Here is a 17,436-nt window from a genome sequence, read left to right on the forward strand (position 1 = left end):
AATATTTAATAATAGTGCTCTCCTCAAGAATTTTAGGGAAGCGTTTGGTCTTCTTAAGTTTGGAAGAGCAGAGGCAAAAGATTTTATCTGTGTAGAGTATTTGGCCGCGAATTTTCTTTGAGCGACCTGAGTATTGAGAGTCGCAGATTATGAGATCAAGTTTATTGGACTTGATCTCTTTGATAAGAGTTTCTAGGTCTTTTTGGTAAACCTCTAGCTTGATATATTTATTGGCCAGAGCAGGTTTGATAAATTCAAGAATCTGATCATTTGAGATCCAGGGAATAACTCCAATTTTTATAATCTTCTGAGTATTAATATGTTCACTTTTAACGGACTCGATGAGCTCTTCTGATTGCCTAAAGATTTTTTGAGCATGATTGAGAACTTGTTTGCCATTTTCATTGAGAACCAATTTCTTTCCGATGCGATCAAAGAGTTTAACTTCAAGATCTTCTTCTAGGAGACGTAATTGGTGACTGAGCCCTGGTTGTGTCATATTGAGTGATTTGGCCGCTTTTACAATACTGCCGAGCTCTGCAATTTTTAGGAAGTAGTGTAAGTGGTTGAAATTTATCTTGTACATGATTGAGAATATTTCCTTATATAAATTTTTGATTATATATACCTATTATAATATTGAATTTTATTTATATCAAGTTCTGGCATAATAGAGCTAATGATACGCAAGGAGGAATAATGTATCGTTTGAATATTTTTAAAAGGTTAAAAAGAGAAAAAGACAGGTGTGATTATGACATGGTTCCTGGAGTATGTAAGGACCAACAGAATAATCTCCATGACGTGAAGGTGAGTGAAACTGAGCTGATTAAATTTTCTGCTAAAAAAGGTGAGTTGTATAACGTCCTTTTAAAAAATGGAACTATGCTAGTCAAGTTAGTTCAATTAGAAATTAATCCAATTACTCAGGGGATTAAGTCTTTCAAATTAGAAGAAGTCCCTGCTGAAAAAGAACTCTATCATCGTGGAAAAATATGTGTTCTTCCAACTAAGCTCTACGCTCATCCCACAGACATGGCGGTTTAATCTCTTTTTTTGGCCTCCTTATTAAAGGAGTTAATATGAAAGATATTAAAACTAATACTTCAAAAAATTTACGTGTGAATTACTTTGTTAAAACAAAGACAGCTGAAAATCACACCGAACGAGAAATTGAGAGACATACTGAAAATGAAGAGTATGTTCCAGTTATTATTAAACGTTCAGATGATGGACCAAGACACCCTGACGATACTTTAGAAAGGGTTATTAACGATGGTCTTGAACAGTATACCAAGAGAAAGATTTCTCTCTTTCTCTCTTCCATGGCCGCGGGACTGATTCTAGGTTTTGCAAGGCTTTGTGTCTCGCTTATCTTAGTAGAGCACGATAATTATGGAAGTTTATTAAGTGAGCGTTTAGCGATGGCCTTTGTGTATCCTCTTGGTTTTGTTATTTGTATTCTGAGTGGGAATCAGCTCTTTACCGAGCATACAGCAACGGCCGTTTATCCTGTCCTAGATAGGAAAGTAAAGATTTCTCAGATGCTTAAACTCTGGTCAATTATCCTCGTTGGTAACTTGGTTGGAACTTTCTTATCGTCTTGGCTAATTCACATGTCAGAGCCGGTTATTAAAGCATCGAGCGGGTATGAGTATCTCTATCATCACTTGGTGGGATACCAGTTTGGAGAAGTCTTTGTCAGTGCAATCTTGGCCGGATGGTTAATGGCCCAAGGGAGTTGGCTAGTTCATTCAAGTTCTTCGTCAACAGCACAGATTATTTGTATTTATATTGTGACATTTATTATTGGGATTGGAGGACTCCATCACTCCATTGCCGGATCAGCAGAGTTATTTGTTGGGGTCTTGAATAGCTCTCATGCAAGTATCGCAAATGTTATAAGCTTCCTTAGTGCCGCAATCTTAGGAAATATTGTTGGCGGAAGTGTATTCGTGGGAATTTTAAATTATACCCACATTAAATCAGCATCATCGGAGGATTTATGAGTCGTATAAGAACAGAAAATAGTAATGTGGCCCTGAATCTATTTGATTATAGAGTTCCAACATTTATTGTCGTTGGAGAAAGAAGGTGGCTAAACTTTACGGAAATTGAAAGAAACTATAATGTGGAATTTAAGTATGCCACAAGAGAAAATGTGATTGCACATTAGATAATTATGTTGTTGGTATTATTGTTCTAGAAAAGGCGTTAGAAAGAGGAGTTAAAATACCTTTTCTAACTGAGCTCTTAAAGCAGAATAAATATAAACCAGTATACTATATTGTAGAAAAACCAGTTGATAACCCAACAGCTCGTGAGCTGTATAAGCATGGTATGCAGGGGATTTATAGACGAAGCAATGAGACGAGAGTTCTCTATGAAAGTGTCGTTGAAAGTTTAAGGCCTAAGAAGAATATTGCGGCCAAGAATCGCATTGATAAGAAGATTGCACAGTCGGTTAAAACGATGCTCAATATTAGCGGCCTTCCTAAGGGGCTTTCAGTGGCCGTTATTAATGGAATTGTCTATATCAAAGGTAAGGTCAGTTCATTATACAAGAAGCATCTTGTAGAGAATAATGCTTCCAAGGTTATTGGAGTTAAGAAAGTCATGTTAGATGGGGTCGATGTTAAATCTAAGGCCCGTGTGACAGATAGTGAACTTGAAAGAAAGATCAAGCTCTATGTAGGGACTCTTTTAGGAGAGTCTAAACGTAGTGTCTTAGTCAGTGTTAAAAAGAAGAAAGTCTTCTTAAAAGGAAAGGTTACAAAGAGGGCCCATATTGACGATATGATTGAGTTTGCATCTAAGCAGCCTGGTGTTTGGCATGTATACTCAGATATTAAGGTTGATGAAAAGGCCGCGATGAAGAGGTCTGAGAAACTTCAAAAACTTGAAGAGAAAATTCTTGTACTCTTTGAAGGGGCCAAGCATATTGTCTTGAATCGCTATGGAAATGTCTTAGAAGTTTCTGGCGTCGTGAGATATCCCTTTGATAGGGGACTGATTGAAAAGTATCTTGTTCAAACCTTAGATGTGACTAAGGTTGTGAACAAGTTAATTGTAGGACATTAGAAAATTAGTACTTAACACTACAACCATACGGTCTTGTCTTAGCAGGTTTTGCTTTACCTGTTTTGATAAGACTGGCCATTGAAGTTGTGACATAGTTAGTGGCCTTCTTTATATCGGCCTTGTCAGCACTAGGGATACTATCGATAGCTCCATTGTACTGAATAGTACCTGAAGGATCGATAATGACTATCTGTGGTGTTGTCTTGGCCTCGTAGAGTTGGCCAACTTTTCCATCAGAGTCATTGAGCATATGTTGCGCATTAGACTTTTCATATTTCAGTCTTTGGGCAGCATGTTTATAGTCGTTGAGATGACCTTGCTTGCCTGGGGCCGAAGAAGTTATCGAAAGCCAAACGACATTCTCATTTGCTAAGGCCTCTAGTTGAGTCTTTTGCATATTCTGTGAGTCATAATGCTTTCTGACATAGGGACAACCAAAGTTATACCATTCAAGAACAACATAGTTTCCTCTGAAATCTTCCAGGGAGACTTTCTGATTCATTTGGTTGGTAAGTGTAAAGTTTGGGGCCTTTGTTCCAGGATTGGCCGCAAATATTTTAAGTGTGAGAAGAGTTAGAATAAGTGTTGATAGTTTTTTCATGCCTAAATTCTAGCACGAAAAAGCCCCTCGAAGTGAGGGGCCGTTAATTTTATGTCAATTTTCTTTTAAACAGTAGGTTTTTGCTTAGAAGTGACTGCTGCAGAAATAAATTCTCTATTCATTCTTGCGATATTAGAGATATTAATTCCTTTTGGACAACTTGCTTCACATTCGGCTTCGTTAGTACAGTTACCAAATCCAAGCTCATCCATTTTCTTAACCATATTCTGAACTCTTAGTTCTGCTTCAGCTCTACCTTGTGGAAGAAGTGCTAGTTGAGAAACTTTCGCTGATACGAAAAGCATTGCAGAAGCATTCTCACATGAAGCAACACATGCTCCACAACCAATACAAGAAGCAGCATCCATTGCTAGGTCTGCATTCTCTTTTGGTACTAGGATAGCATTTGCATCTTGAGCGTTACCAGTGTTAACACTAGTGAAACCACCAGCTGCGATGATCTCATCAAAAGCAGATCTATCTACCATAAGGTCTTTTAGAACAGGGAATGCCTTAGCTCTAAATGGTTCAATAACAACAGTATCACCGTCATTGAACTTTCTCATGTGAAGCTGACAAGTTGTTGTCTCTGCTTCTGGACCATGAGCTTGACCGTTAATCATTAGTGAACACATACCACAGATACCCTCTCTACAGTCGTGATCAAAAGCGATTGGATCAACACCATTTGGGATAAGTTCTTCGTTAAGTTGATCAAGCATCTCTAGGAAAGAAGCATCTGGAGATACATTAGATAATGTATAGTCTTCCATTTGCCCTTTGTCTTTCGTATTTGTTTGACGCCAGATCTTTAAGTTTAATGTCATATTTTTATTATCGTGACCCATAATTACCTCTTATCCTTACTTGTAAGATCTCTGAGAAAGTGGAACGTTAGGGAAGTCTAGCTCTTCGATATTTCTAATCGGCTCGCTCTCATCTCCAGTGTATTCCCAAGCTGCTACGTGACAGAAGTCTGTATCATCACGTCTCGCTTCATTTTCTTCAGTTTGATATTCTTCTCTAAAGTGACCACCAGCAGACTCTTTTCTTGTTAGAGCATCTCTGGCCATAAGCTCACCGATTTCTAGGAAGTCAGCAACTCTGTTTGCCTTTTCAAGCTCGATATTGATTCCATCTGTTGAACCAGTAACCTTAACATCTTTCCAAAACTCAGATCTAAGTTGCTTGATAAGGTCGATAGCTTTTTGAAGTCCTTCAGCAGTTCTTGCCATACCAACATATTCCCACATGATCTTTCCAAGTTCTTTGTGGAAAGTATCAACTGATCTCGTTCCGTTGATAGAAAGAAGCTTTGTGAATCTTTCTTTAGACTTGTTAAATTCTTTATCAAATTCAGGGTGATCAACATTGACTTTGTGACCCATCATTTTTTCTTCTGCAAAGTAATTACCTAGAGTGTATGGAATAACGAAGTATCCATCAGCTAGACCTTGCATTAGAGCTGAGGCTCCAAGTCTGTTGGCACCGTGATCAGAGAAGTTTGCTTCACCAAGAGCAAAACATCCTGGAACAGTTGTCATAAGATTATAGTCAACCCATAGACCACCCATTGTGTAGTGAACAGCAGGGTAGATCATCATTGGTGTTTCGTAAGGGTTGTCGTCAGTAATTCTTTCGTACATGTCGAATAGGTTACCGTACTTGGCCTTGATCGTTTCAAGTCCATCTCTCTTGATTGCATCAGCAAAATCAAGATAAACAGCAACACCTGTCGCTCCAACACCTTGACCAGCGTCGACTGCTTGTTTTGCATTACGTGCAGCAACGTCTCTTGGAACAAGGTTACCAAAAGAAGGATACTTTCTTTCTAGATAGTAATCTCTTTCTTCTTCTGGAATATCTTTTGGATCTCTCTTATCACCTGGTTGCTTTGGAACCCAAACACGTCCATCATTTCTTAGTGACTCTGACATCAGAGTTAGCTTAGATTGGATATCTCCGTGTTGTGGAATACACGTTGGGTGAATTTGAGTGAAACAAGGGTTAGCAAACATCGCACCCTTCTTATAAGCTTTCCACGCAGCTGAACCATTTGAGGCCATAGCATTTGAAGAAAGGAAGTAAGTATTTCCGTAACCACCTGTACAAAGTAGAACTGCATCTGCTGCGAATTTTTCGAATTCACCAGTGACAACATTTCTTGTGATGATACCTCTGGCTTTCCCATCGATAACAACAAGCTCAACCATCTCACGACGAGTAAGCATTTGCACTTTACCTTTTCCAACTTCTTTCATTAGAGATTGGTAGGCTCCAAGTAGTAGCTGCTGACCTGTTTGCCCTCTGGCATAGAATGTACGAGAAACCTGAGCTCCACCGAATGAACGGTTAGAAAGTGTTCCACCGTACTCACGTGCAAAAGGAACACCTTGAGCAGCACACTGATCGATAATATTATTTGAAACCTGAGCGAGACGATAAACATTCGCTTCTCTTGCTCTATAGTCTCCACCTTTAACAGTGTCGTAGAAAAGTCTCCAGATAGAGTCTCCATCATTTGGATAAGACTTCGCTGCGTTGACACCACCTTGGGCCGCAATAGAGTGAGCACGTCTAGCAGAGTCTTGGATACAGAAACATTTTACGTTGTAACCAAGTTCAGCAAGTGTTGCTGAAGCTGAAGCACCCGCAAGTCCTGAACCAACAACAATAACGTCAAACTTACGTTTGTTGGCCGGGTTTACAAGTTTCATTGAAAATTTATAGTTGTCCCAAACTTTAGTGATATCGTCACCAGCTGGTACTTTTCCATCTAGTTTCTTAATTTCGGCCATTATTTAACCCCTTGTAAGTAACAAAAGATTGGAAGTGCTGAGTAACCAAGAGTTACTAGAGCAGCGAAACCTTTTGATGCGCATTTAATTAAACAGTTATATTTTGGGTGATTCACACCAAGAGACTGGAATGCTGACCAGAACCCGTGAGATACGTGAATTCCAAGAGCGATCATTGCAAAGATGTACCAAGCAACATTCAATGGAGATTGAAAGTACTCAATAACAGTCTTGTAAAGATCTCTCATTTCAACACCGTCAACAGTCGTCATGTAAACAGGACCAAACTTAAAGTGGAGAAGGTGAAGGATCATAAAAGTTAGAATGATCATCCCTGTGTAAGGCATAGTTGAAGAAGCAAAAGTCGAACCACGACCTGTTTTTTGCTTCATGTAGTAGCGAGTTGGACGTGCCGCTTTGTTTTCGATTGTTAGCTTAAGAGCTAGTCCAATGTGCGTAAAGAAAATAGCAGCAAGAATTGCTTCAGCAACATAAATTAGTGGGTTGCTAATAAGCGTGTAGGCGTACTTGTTAAAGACGTCACTTCCAACATAGATGAGACAGTTACCAGCTAAGTGAGATAGTAAGAAACCACATAGCAATAATCCTGTCACACCCATAACCTGCTTCTTCATTACTGATGAAGATAAATAGAATTTAATTGCAGACATAGGTAAAATTCCCCTTGTGAATTACTCAAGATATATTAATAAAACTAATTAGGATTTTTCGTCATTATAAACCCTTAGACATGATAGGTTAAGTAGATTTTTTATTAACAGGCATGTTTGTGAAGGCTTTTTTTGGCTTTGCGTGTTACAAGCTCTGTCCTTTGCTAGACAGAGCTTTGGCAATATTTGTTTGATTAGTCATACAGCCCTATGGGAGGTAGTATTCGGCCACTCCAAAGAGTCCATTTTGCTCAAAAGGGAAGATTAGTGAGTTTCTTGCTGCACTGTAGTCAATAGTCAGACCACGACAGTAAAGATTATTGATTGGCCAAGTAAGCTGACCAAGATCAGTATTTGTCGTTATATTGTGCTTATAGATACGACCACCTGCGCAGTAATACATATAATCTGTACCAGACTCTTTTCTGTAGAGATAAGACTGATCAATATTTCGTGGAATAGTTGCAAGCATGGTTAAATTTCCACCTTGGACTGCACTCCAGATCTCACGTCCGTTTGTTGTTGATCCATAAATATTTCTAAAGAAGATCCAACGTCCACCGGCCGCATCCCAAGTCGGCATTCCGGCATAAGAGTAGTAAACGATTTTTGAAGTCGCCGCTACTGATCCTGAAGTTCCAATCCCTTCATAACCACCTGTATAAGTATTTGCATCGTTAACACCTGCAATGTGAGATTGTCTGTAAGAGTCACTCGAGTCATAGAGTTTCCACATGAAATCTTCCCAGTGAGCGTCAGGACTATTGTATTTCATTCTGGCGATAAGAAGATTTGTTCCATCAAAGCCGATAGGGAGTCCATAACTTTGGTTTCCGTTATTTCTAACATCCATTCCGGCCATACCATCGGCATCCCAGTAGTTGTTTGATCCAAATCCAATCACTCGATCCCATTTGCTAGTACTTCTGTTGAGCTTTATAAAACGGCCATAGGCATAGTCTCTCGTGTAGACTTCACCCGTTGCTCTATTGGCCACAAACCATGAACCATCGTAGAAACCTTGTGATTTAGCATCAAGGTTATTATCGACATATGAGCGGTAGTTTCCATCTCCAGCAATCGTGTTGATATTTCCAGCGATAGTGAATTCTTTTAAGTAGTAACCACGGCTATCACCAACAATAATTTTTTCATCATTAAGTTTGATGGCCGTATTGATATAATCAAATCTTGCGTTAAGGGCATTGACTCCATCACCGTAACTTCTTCTTTGCCCAAAGAGTGTCACAACATTTCCTGAGTCATCAATTGTTCGTACTTGTCCACCTTCTAGGAAGTAGATCTTACCTGAAGAGGTGATAAACATATCTTGAATATCCATATTACAAGAAGTGTTTGCTGTTCCATCAGTACATGATCCCTTTGTCCCTGAACCAAGAACTCTTGAAAATGTTCCATCCTCATTAACACTATTGATATAATTTCTATCAATAACGACATACATTTTTCCGTCCATTCCAGTAAGGTGGAAGTAACGATAGTAACGATATGAATCTGCCGTAGAAGCTGGAATTGAAGTGAATGAAGAAGGGTCAAAAGCCGTTCTTGTGTATCTTTCCCCATCAATTCCATCAGTTCTATCACAGGCAGGATAAGAACTATGGTGTTTAACAATTGCTTCAACGTGAGTGAGCTGTGAGTTTGATGGGTTGTACCCAATACCAATATTTTGAAGCTGACAACTTGCTAGATCCACAGTGGCATCATAAGTATCACCAGTTCCTGTTAAGTAGTGACTTGTTACTTGCCCTGTTGCCGCACTATATTTTCTCACTCTTAGAGTTGCAGTGTTAAAGTGTTTATACCCATAGTCTGACTGGAAGTAGATATCACCATTAGGCATTGCAAAGAAGACAACACTTCTGGCCGTCCAACTATTTGATGAGTGGTTATAGATTGAAACATTTAGTGGGTTGGCAACTGTGTCGCCAGTATCTGAACCACCACCTATAATAGTTTCAATTGTCGGGTTGGCCATATTCAGATCAACTCTTCTAATTCTATTTCTATCAAGAATGAGTAGACGTCCTTGGAAGTCGAGGGCCATCTTAATAACATAGTTTAGTGTTGCGCTGGTGGCCGCACCACCATCACCTGTACTTGTTCCGGTTTGAGGGATAAAGATTTTCTGTTTTCCATCAGTAGGATCAATTGTGAGAATTCCACGTTTGTAATCCGCAACATAGACATTACCATCATTTGTCACTACCAATGTTCCTGGATCTGATTCAGAACCTTCACGTCTTGTATAGAAGAGTGCTGTTTGGGCCGAACCACCAAGACCTGATTCTGTATTTCCGGCAAGAATTTTAATCTGGCTAGAGTTTAGTGGGTTAGAGATAGATTGAGATGACATCTCTCCGCTATCTGTGACTTTTACTCTAATCTTATATGAAGTGTTATATGGTGAACCACCTGTCCACTTATAACACCCTTCATTTGTATCAAGAGTAATTGATGGACAGTTATTATGATATGGAGCAAGTCCAGTCGCACCAGATACTGTTGTGAAGTTCACTTCATCTTCAGTGTAGTAAATTGAAATTGCTGTTGATGGAAGTGGGTCATTATCAGTAACCTTCCATCTAATATAAACATCCGAACCGGCAGGGACTTGTGAATGAGAAACTGCAGGTGGAATTGTTGAAAGATCTGTATTGGCCGCAATAACATCTGAAATAGTTGGAGCAATTGCAGGAGTGAAAGTAATATTTAACTTATCTGTTCCAATTACAGCAGAGTTAGAAGAGATATTTTCTGCCTCATCCATAACCCAAACGAAAACATCATAATTTCTCGGCACCCATCCTAGTAGGTAAGAGTAGTCAGTTAAGTTCAACGTCTGTGAAAGAGGTAGTCCTACAGAAGGAGAGTTAATTGCTACCCAACAATCATCAGTTGAAGTTGGCGCTGTTGAATCAATCGACTTAATACAGAAGTGTGAGAGATTGACTTGCGAGTTTTGAGATGTCGCTGTTACCGAAGTCGCAATAAAACTTGAAACAGTAGGGTTTGGTGCAGTTGTAGAGAAGGCCGAAATCGTTGGTGTTCCAGTTTCTCTTAGCCATTGTCCAGTAACCGCAGTTGAGTTAAATGGCGTCACTGTTGCTGTCTGTGTAAATGTATATGATCTCGTCGCATCAGTTGTTTGAGAAGAACTTGTCCATGACCATGTTCCTGAAGGACATGTGGTAGACGTGGTCTCTGTCCCGCTGATATCAATTGCTAGACCAATCTCACAACTACCTGAGAATGTGACAGTATTGTCATTATTTTTAATAAGATTTGAATCTATTGCTAGGGCAGGACCTGAAGTATCTCTTGTCCACTCAAGAGTAAATGCTGATGTATTTCCTGCTGAATCAGATTGTGTAAATGTAAATGATCTCATCGCATCAGTTGTAAAATTACTCGTTGACCAAGTCCAGCTCGATGCCGAACACGAAATGGCCGCTGTTTGAGAACCAGAGATATTAATAGTATTTGTTCCCTCACAAGTACCAGATGCTGTAATTGAATCAGAGTTTGTTGTATAGGCCACAGTTTGTCCTACTGCAATCGAAGTCGGTGTCGAAGCAGTAAAGACTGGAGCCGTCGCATCTCTTTCCCAACTTAGAGAAAGTGGAGTTGACGTATTACCTGCACCATCTGTCTGAGTCAGGTTATAAGTATAAGTACCATCAGTCGTTTTGGCCGAAGGTGTCCAAGACCAAGATCCAGAACTACAAGCAAATGATGTTGTTTCATCTCCTGTAACAGAAATCGTATAATTTCCTTCACAAGTTCCACCCCATGTATTTGGTTGGTTGTTCTTTGTAAAGTCTGGAGAGATTCCCGTTGTTTTCGCAATTGCCGGCGCAACTTCATCTCTTATAAAGACTCTTGAGACAGAAGTGGCATTTCCTGCAGGATCTGTCTGTGTCACAGTAATCGTCTTATTTCCATCTCCTGAGCTTAGGTTAACGAGTTGTGAGAATGTCCCTGAGCTACAGGCCGTTGAGAAGTTTGCTGGAATATCTCCAGAAATTGCAACAGAGATTCCCGTTTCACAAGTTCCCGCAAGTGTTAAGGCACTTTGGTGATAAGAGTTTGCTGTAGGTGAAGTAATGGCCACTGAAGGTGCAATAGAATCAATCTCAAATGTTGTTGATTCGGCACTCACTGTATTTCCGGCAAGGTCTGTGATTGCTACTCTTAGTTTTATATCTGTTCTATTAAGTGATGGAACAGACCAGTTTGTGCTAAAATTAGCGCTAGCGTGAGGCCCTGAAGTCGCAGGTTTTGTCGTTGAAATATTTGTCCATGCACTTCCATTCCAATAGTCGATTGTATAGTATTTAGTTGAGTCAATATTAAGTTCTGTCAGATCCCAGTTGATCGAGACGACCTGTCCACCTTTTTGAACGCCTGGGTTATTTACAGCTAAGACTGGTGAAGTAATATCATAGATTACACTTAAGTTTGTAGATGCCGTAGAAATATTTGAATAAGTATCCTTTGCCCAAACCTTGAGAGTGTGGTTACCTTCAGTTGCTGAAGCTAGTGTATAGCTAAGAGCTGCGGCCGTCGTCGTACACGCTTGCCAAGCGGCATCGCCAGCAGTTGGTTGTGTTCCTTCATTGATAAGTATAAAAGGAGTATCTGTACAACTTGTTGCCGTGAGATTTTGTCCCATCACTTTTCTGTAGATCGAGTGGGCCAGGATAACGGCCGGTGCACTTGGAGGTGTTTTATCATTAACTGTAATTGTAACCGTTTCAACTGAACCAGCATCAACTGTTCCATCATTTGCGATAAAGGTAAATGTATCTGTTCCATTGAAGTTTGAATTTGCATTATAAGTACAAGTCAGATCGGTACCGTAGCTTCCTGTCGTGATACAGTTACTTAGGACTCCATTTGCTGGAGCAGATACGATCTTATAGCTTAATGAATCCCCATCTACATCTGTAGCATTTGATAGAGTGATACTAAGGGCCACATTGTCATCAGTTGTGAAAGTCTGGTTTGCTGCCATAACTGGGGCATCGTTAATACTGTTAACTGTAATAGAGACAACTGTGTTTGATCCTGAATCAACTGTTCCATCGTTCACTTTATAGCTAAATGAATCTGAACCATTAAGTTTGTATTTGGTGTGTAAGTACACGCTCTAGAAGTCCCTCCAGTACATGAGAGAGCTCCATTGGTCGGATTAGTCACGACTATATAATTGAGTGTGTCACCATCAATATCAGAACCAGCTGAGAGATTAAAATTGAGGGCCACATCTTCATCAGTTGTCACCGACTGTGAGGCCACGGCAACTGGAGCATCATTTACTGCACTAATATTAAGTGTCACTGTATTTGTCGTAGAGTTTAAGGCTCCATCATTGACTCTATAAGTAAAGGTATAACTACCATTATCATTGGCCGCTGGGGTGTAGGTACAATTTCTCGATGTTCCACCCGTACAAGAGAGAGAGCCCGCCGCTGGGTTTGTGAGAATAACGTAGTTTAATGTGTCTCCATCGACATCTGCTCCGGCCGTAAGGTCAAAGACCTTTGCCGTATCTTCTACAACAGAGACTGTTTGAGTAGCAGCAAGTGTTGGAGCATCATTAACTGCAGAAACTGTTAATGTTACCGTGTTGGTTGTTGAATCAAGCGCACCGTCATTTACTTTATAAGTGAATGTGTCAGTTCCATTAAAGTTTAGGGCAGGAGTGTAATTACAAGCTCTCGATGTACCACCCGTACAAGAAAGTGTTCCGTTTGATGGGTTTGATACAATAATATAAGTTAATGGGTCAGACTCAATATCAGCACCGGCCGTGAGATTAAAAGACTTTAATGTATCCTCAACAACAGCTACTGACTGAGTTGATGCTAATGTTGGTGCATCATTAACTGCTGAGATATTAAATGTGATTGTTGCATTTGTTGTACTATCTGCAATTCCATCATAGGCCTTGTAGACAATAGAGTCAGTCCCATTGAAGTTCGCATTAGGTGTATAAGTACATGTTGTGTCAGTCGTATATGAACCATTAACAATACACCCACTTAATATTCCATTTGTTGGAGCAGTCACTAACTGGTACTGAATTGTTTGTGCTGGAAGATCTATGTCCGCACCAGCGCTAATGGTAAAGTTTTGTGCTGTATCCTCAGTTACGGCAATTGTTTGATCTGCTGCTACGGTAGGTGGGTCATTTATCGGATTGATTGTGATTGTCACCGTTGCAGTCGTTGAATCTAGTGAACCATCATTTACTTTATAAGTGAATGAGTCACTTCCATTGTAATTGGCACTAGGAGTATAAGTACAACTACGACTAGTTCCACCAGTACAAGATATTGTTCCATTTGTTGTATTTGTTATTTTAATATAATTAAGAGAGTCTCCCTCAATGTCACTTCCAGCTGTTAAGTTAAATGTCAGTGGCGTATCTTCATTTGTTGATACTGATTGAGTTGCCGCTAAAGTAGGGGCGTCATTTACAGCATTAACTGTAATTGTTACTGTAGAGTCTGTTGCAGAATCAGTGATTGTGTCATTCGCTCTATAAGTAAAGCTATCTGTGCCATTAAAGTTTGCATTTGGTAGATAGTCACATGTGATATCTGAGCTGTAAGAACCTGTTGTTATACAATTTGATAATGTCCCATTAGCTGGAGCTGTAATCAACTTATATTGAAGACTCCCAGCAGGAGTATCAATGTCTGTCGCTCCTGAGAGAGTTAAAGAAAGATTCGTGTCTTCATTTGTGGCCAGAGACTGATTTCCAACCATGACTGGAGCATCATTTTCTGCTGAGATATTAATTGTGACCGTCGCAATGGCGGAATCAAGGGCACCGTCATTTACTTTATATGTAAAAGTATAGCTACCATTATCATTAGCAACAGGGGTGTATGTACAATTTCTTGATGTTCCCCCTGAACAAGAGAGAGTTCCCGCAGCAGGATCAGATACTTTTATATAAGAGAGAGTATCTCCATCTACATCAGCACCAGCGTTAAGTGTGAAGTTTAAAGTCGTATCTTCGTTAGTCGAAACAGTCTGTGTTGCGACTAGAGTCGGTTGATCATTAACCGGAGTAATCGTTAGATTAACTGTTCTCGTTGGAGAGTTTAGTGACCCATCATTAACCTTGTAAGTAAAACTATCGCTTCCATTGTAGTTAAGGTTTGGTGTGTAAGTACAGGCCCTCGATGTTCCTCCTGTACAGCTCAATACTCCATTTGTTGTTGTCGTTGCAATAATATAATTAAGTGTGTCACCATCAATATCAGCTCCTGCATTCAAGTTGAAATTAAGAACTGTATCTTCGGCCGTTGTTTCGCTTTGACCTGCGACAAGAGTCGGAGCATCATTGACCGCCGTCGTTGTGATTGAAACTGTTGCTGTTGAAATTGAGTTTGTTAAAGAGTCAAATGCTTCATAAGTAAATGAATCAGAACCATTGAAGTCGGCATTAGGTGTGTAATCACAAGTGATGTCGCTGCCATAAGATGAAGTCCCAATACAATTAGCAAGGACACCATTGGTTGGTGCCGTGATGACTTTGTAAGTAAGTGGTTGGACAGGGATATCAACATCTGTTGCCGAGTTAAGAGTGAATGATACAAGTGTATCTTCCGCTGTTGTGAAGTTTTGATCTGCACCAATGACAGGTCTGTCATTTACTGAGTTAACTGTGATAGAGACAGTTGTAACAGAGGCCGAATCACTCGTTCCATCATTGACTTTATATGTAAATGAATCACTTCCATAGAAGTTCGTATTTGGTGTGTATGTACAAGAAAGATCATTGTTATTTGCAAGACATCCACTGAGAACACCATTTGTCGGTGCTGTCACAATTGAGTAAGTCAGTGGGTCACTGTCAAGATCGGTTCCTGGGTTGACGTTAAAATTAAGTACCGTATCTTCATTTGTTGTTTCAGTTGTATTTGTACCAACAAGAGGAAGATTATTTGCTGAAGTATAGCTTAGAGTCGTTGATACTGTATCAAGATCACATGTCCATGTTAAAGTAGAGTTTTTAATACCTTTCGCTGTTGGCTTAGGTCTTAGAGTGACTGTACAGTTACTTCCTGCTGCTAAACTATTTGTAGAACAACCGTCAGTTGTTATTTCAAATTCACTTGCATTAGTTCCCGACAGTGCAGGGGCAAGGCAATTCTTTGTGGCCGCATTTCCACTATTGCTGATAACAAAATTATAAACTGTCCCATCTGTGTTATTTGGTGTTGATCCCCAGTCGTATGTCGTAGGTGTCACGGCCAGATTAGGCTTTCTGATTTCAAAAAGAGGAGACTCGGTCGTTGTATTATTTCCGGCCTTGTCTGTAAGAGAAAGTCGAATTCTCGAGTCTGCTGCGACCACATTTGGCAGAAGATATGTTTGTGAGTATGGAGTGTTTATATTGACTCCATCTGATACCGTTTTATTGACTAGATTTGTCCATGATGATCCATCGTATAACTCGACAGAGAGATTATTGGCAGAGTCGAGATTTGCATCTGTTACAGTCCATGAGAATGTTCCATTCGTATCGGCACGATAAAATGCTGAAGGAGCTGAAATATTAAAGACTGGTCCCGCTGTATCAAGCAAGAGAGAAATAGACTTTTTCGATGAGATATCCCCGTTAACATCTCTTGCCCAAAGATTCAGTGTGACAACACCATCTCCAGCATAGATATGATAGGGAATTGTCTGTGATATTGGGGCAGAACAATTAATCGTGAAGTCACTTGAAGAAGGAACATTGCTATTTTCAGTAATGGCCAGGTTAGTAAAAGACTCACAATTTATTTGAGAGGCTCCAGTATCAATATCAACAGAGATATCTCTTGTTGATGATGGGTCAACAACAGAAGCATTAAAGCTAAAATTAGGTGTCGTGACAGGAAAGTCATCTGTGACTGGTATTGTATAGTCAAAAACATGGTGTGGAAGAGATGTGTCTACATCATTACTAGGATCTGGAAGTTTCTTACCAACAAGAAGAGTTATACTGAGATTTCTCTTCTCATTAGCACTTGGTGTATAGCTCCAATTAAACGCATTTGACTGTGTCACACCGTCTAGCTTCCATTGGTATGCAGTTGTATAAGTGGCATCCCAGTGTTCAGTTGTCACAGAGAAAATCGAGCTGGTCTTTTCAGCGAGCGTATCTGGAATACTGATTGCTTGAACATCTGGTGCAGAGTCTTTGAGTTTAGTATGATCTTCACCATTAAAGACTTCATGAAACATATTCTGCATTTCTGGATCAGAGTTGAGAATAGTGTAGGCCTCTTCAGGTTCATCATTATAGGTAATATTATCTTGGATTTTAGTAATGACCTTTTCAAGCTTTTCACCATTGATTGACTCAGGTGCTACTGCAATTGATGTTTTAAATATCTTACTTAATAGAGTCGAAGCAGGTGATAGATCTTGGATACTGTAGAAGCTCGTTACAATTCTTTCATAAACTTGATCACATCCAGATGTCTTTAATAAGTATCTCGTTGGGGTTTTAAGCTCCAAATTAAGAACAACAGGGTCAAATTCAAATGTTGTCTCCTTTTCAATGTCCTCTAAACCAATCGGATTATCAGAGAGCACTGTCATCGTATTTGTGTCGAAGAGTTGAATCTTGGCCGTTGTACAACTTGTTGCTGCCGCATAGGCGCTATCTATTAGTTGAGTTTGGTAAGAGATAAGTCCAGAAAGAGCAGGGATTTTCCCTTTGATTTTTGGGGCAAAGGCCCTTGATGAACCAGCATCTGATTTTGACGTGCTCTTAGCCTTTGTTGTTTCTAGTTTAGTCGTATTTGAAACTCCACCAATTCCGTAAACTATCTCTTTATTGTCTTTTTTATTTTGATCTAAACTCTTACCTTCCTCGTCAATATATGATGTCGGCATTCTTCCACCTGGAGAGAAAGTAAGACTTGGAGAAGAGGATTTTTGAAGACCTTTCTTTTTTGACAGAGAAAGTTTTGTTTTCTTCTTATTCTTCGTTTGATTAAGACTTTCTTGTTCGTCTAATTCAGAGTCACGTTGACTATCCAGCTCAGTGTCATTGATTTTACTTACAGTTGAACTTGGTTTTCTCTTTTTAAGTTTCCCACCACGATTGAATTGGTATGAAAGTTTTGACTTCTTTGCTGACTCGACAATTGATTTGTTTTCCCTATTAATAACCTGATCCACAACGATAGTTGTTGTGGCCGCAAAAACTGTTGAATAGATGAGTGTTTTCAGGTTTAAAAATTTCATA

11 protein-coding genes are annotated in these 17,436 nt (G+C 39.7%); 4 read left to right on the plus strand and 7 right to left on the minus strand.

From position 1 onward, the window contains the following. Nucleotides 1–586: LysR family transcriptional regulator (locus tag M901_RS02010; protein WP_021276500.1), on the minus strand; the 586-nt coding region annotated here is incomplete at its 3' end. Nucleotides 587–699: 113 nt separating this feature from the next. On the opposite strand from M901_RS02010, the gene M901_RS02015 reads away from it, so the two are divergent. From M901_RS02015 to M901_RS02025, 4 genes are all read left to right on the plus strand, one after another. Continuing rightward, nucleotides 700–1,047 (plus strand): hypothetical protein, encoded by a 348-nt coding sequence (locus M901_RS02015; protein WP_021276512.1) that lies wholly within the window; start codon nucleotides 700–702, stop codon nucleotides 1,045–1,047. Nucleotides 1,048–1,082: 35 nt separating this feature from the next. Next, nucleotides 1,083–2,009, plus strand: coding sequence for a formate/nitrite transporter family protein (locus M901_RS02020; protein WP_021276510.1), 927 nt, complete (start codon nucleotides 1,083–1,085; stop codon nucleotides 2,007–2,009). Next, nucleotides 2,006–2,176 carry a hypothetical protein gene (locus tag M901_RS17355; RefSeq protein WP_021276501.1) on the plus strand — a complete coding sequence of 57 codons (171 nt, stop codon included), beginning with the start codon at nucleotides 2,006–2,008 and terminating at the stop codon, nucleotides 2,174–2,176. The genes M901_RS02020 and M901_RS17355 overlap by 4 nt, the downstream gene beginning before the upstream one ends. A 164-nt stretch (nucleotides 2,177–2,340) precedes the next feature. Beyond that, the gene (locus M901_RS02025; protein WP_021276495.1) at nucleotides 2,341–3,081 is read left to right on the plus strand and encodes a BON domain-containing protein; all 741 of its coding nucleotides are present in this window, start codon (nucleotides 2,341–2,343) and stop codon (nucleotides 3,079–3,081) included. A 4-nt stretch (nucleotides 3,082–3,085) separates the two neighbouring features. Here M901_RS02025 and M901_RS02030 read toward each other — a convergent pair whose 3' ends face one another. From M901_RS02030 to M901_RS02055, 6 genes are all read right to left on the minus strand, one after another. After that, nucleotides 3,086–3,682 carry a redoxin domain-containing protein gene (locus M901_RS02030; protein WP_021276496.1) on the minus strand — a complete coding sequence of 199 codons (597 nt, stop codon included), beginning with the start codon at nucleotides 3,680–3,682 and terminating at the stop codon, nucleotides 3,086–3,088. A 65-nt stretch (nucleotides 3,683–3,747) separates the two neighbouring features. Beyond that, a complete protein-coding gene (locus M901_RS02035; RefSeq protein ID WP_034719634.1) occupies nucleotides 3,748–4,509 on the minus strand; it encodes a succinate dehydrogenase/fumarate reductase iron-sulfur subunit in 762 nt (253 codons plus the stop codon). A 36-nt stretch (nucleotides 4,510–4,545) separates the two neighbouring features. Then, nucleotides 4,546–6,480: a fumarate reductase/succinate dehydrogenase flavoprotein subunit gene (locus M901_RS02040; RefSeq protein WP_021276505.1), complete on the minus strand. Its 1,935-nt coding sequence runs from the start codon at nucleotides 6,478–6,480 to the stop codon at nucleotides 4,546–4,548. Continuing rightward, nucleotides 6,480–7,151, minus strand: coding sequence for a succinate dehydrogenase cytochrome b subunit (locus tag M901_RS02045; RefSeq protein WP_021276499.1), 672 nt, complete (start codon nucleotides 7,149–7,151; stop codon nucleotides 6,480–6,482). Before M901_RS02045 ends, M901_RS02040 begins: the two co-directional genes overlap by 1 nt. Before the next feature lie 208 nt (nucleotides 7,152–7,359). After that, nucleotides 7,360–12,321: an Ig-like domain-containing protein gene (locus M901_RS02050; protein WP_034719620.1), complete on the minus strand. Its 4,962-nt coding sequence runs from the start codon at nucleotides 12,319–12,321 to the stop codon at nucleotides 7,360–7,362. Continuing rightward, complete coding sequence (locus M901_RS02055; RefSeq protein ID WP_021276489.1) at nucleotides 12,264–17,435, minus strand: Ig-like domain-containing protein; 5,172 nt, start codon at nucleotides 17,433–17,435, stop codon at nucleotides 12,264–12,266. Before M901_RS02055 ends, M901_RS02050 begins: the two co-directional genes overlap by 58 nt. Nucleotide 17,436: the final 1 nt, after the last annotated feature.

Origin of the sequence: Bacteriovorax sp. DB6_IX (assembly GCF_000447775.1) — a bacterium.
GTDB lineage: Bacteria > Bdellovibrionota > Bacteriovoracia > Bacteriovoracales > Bacteriovoracaceae > Halobacteriovorax_A.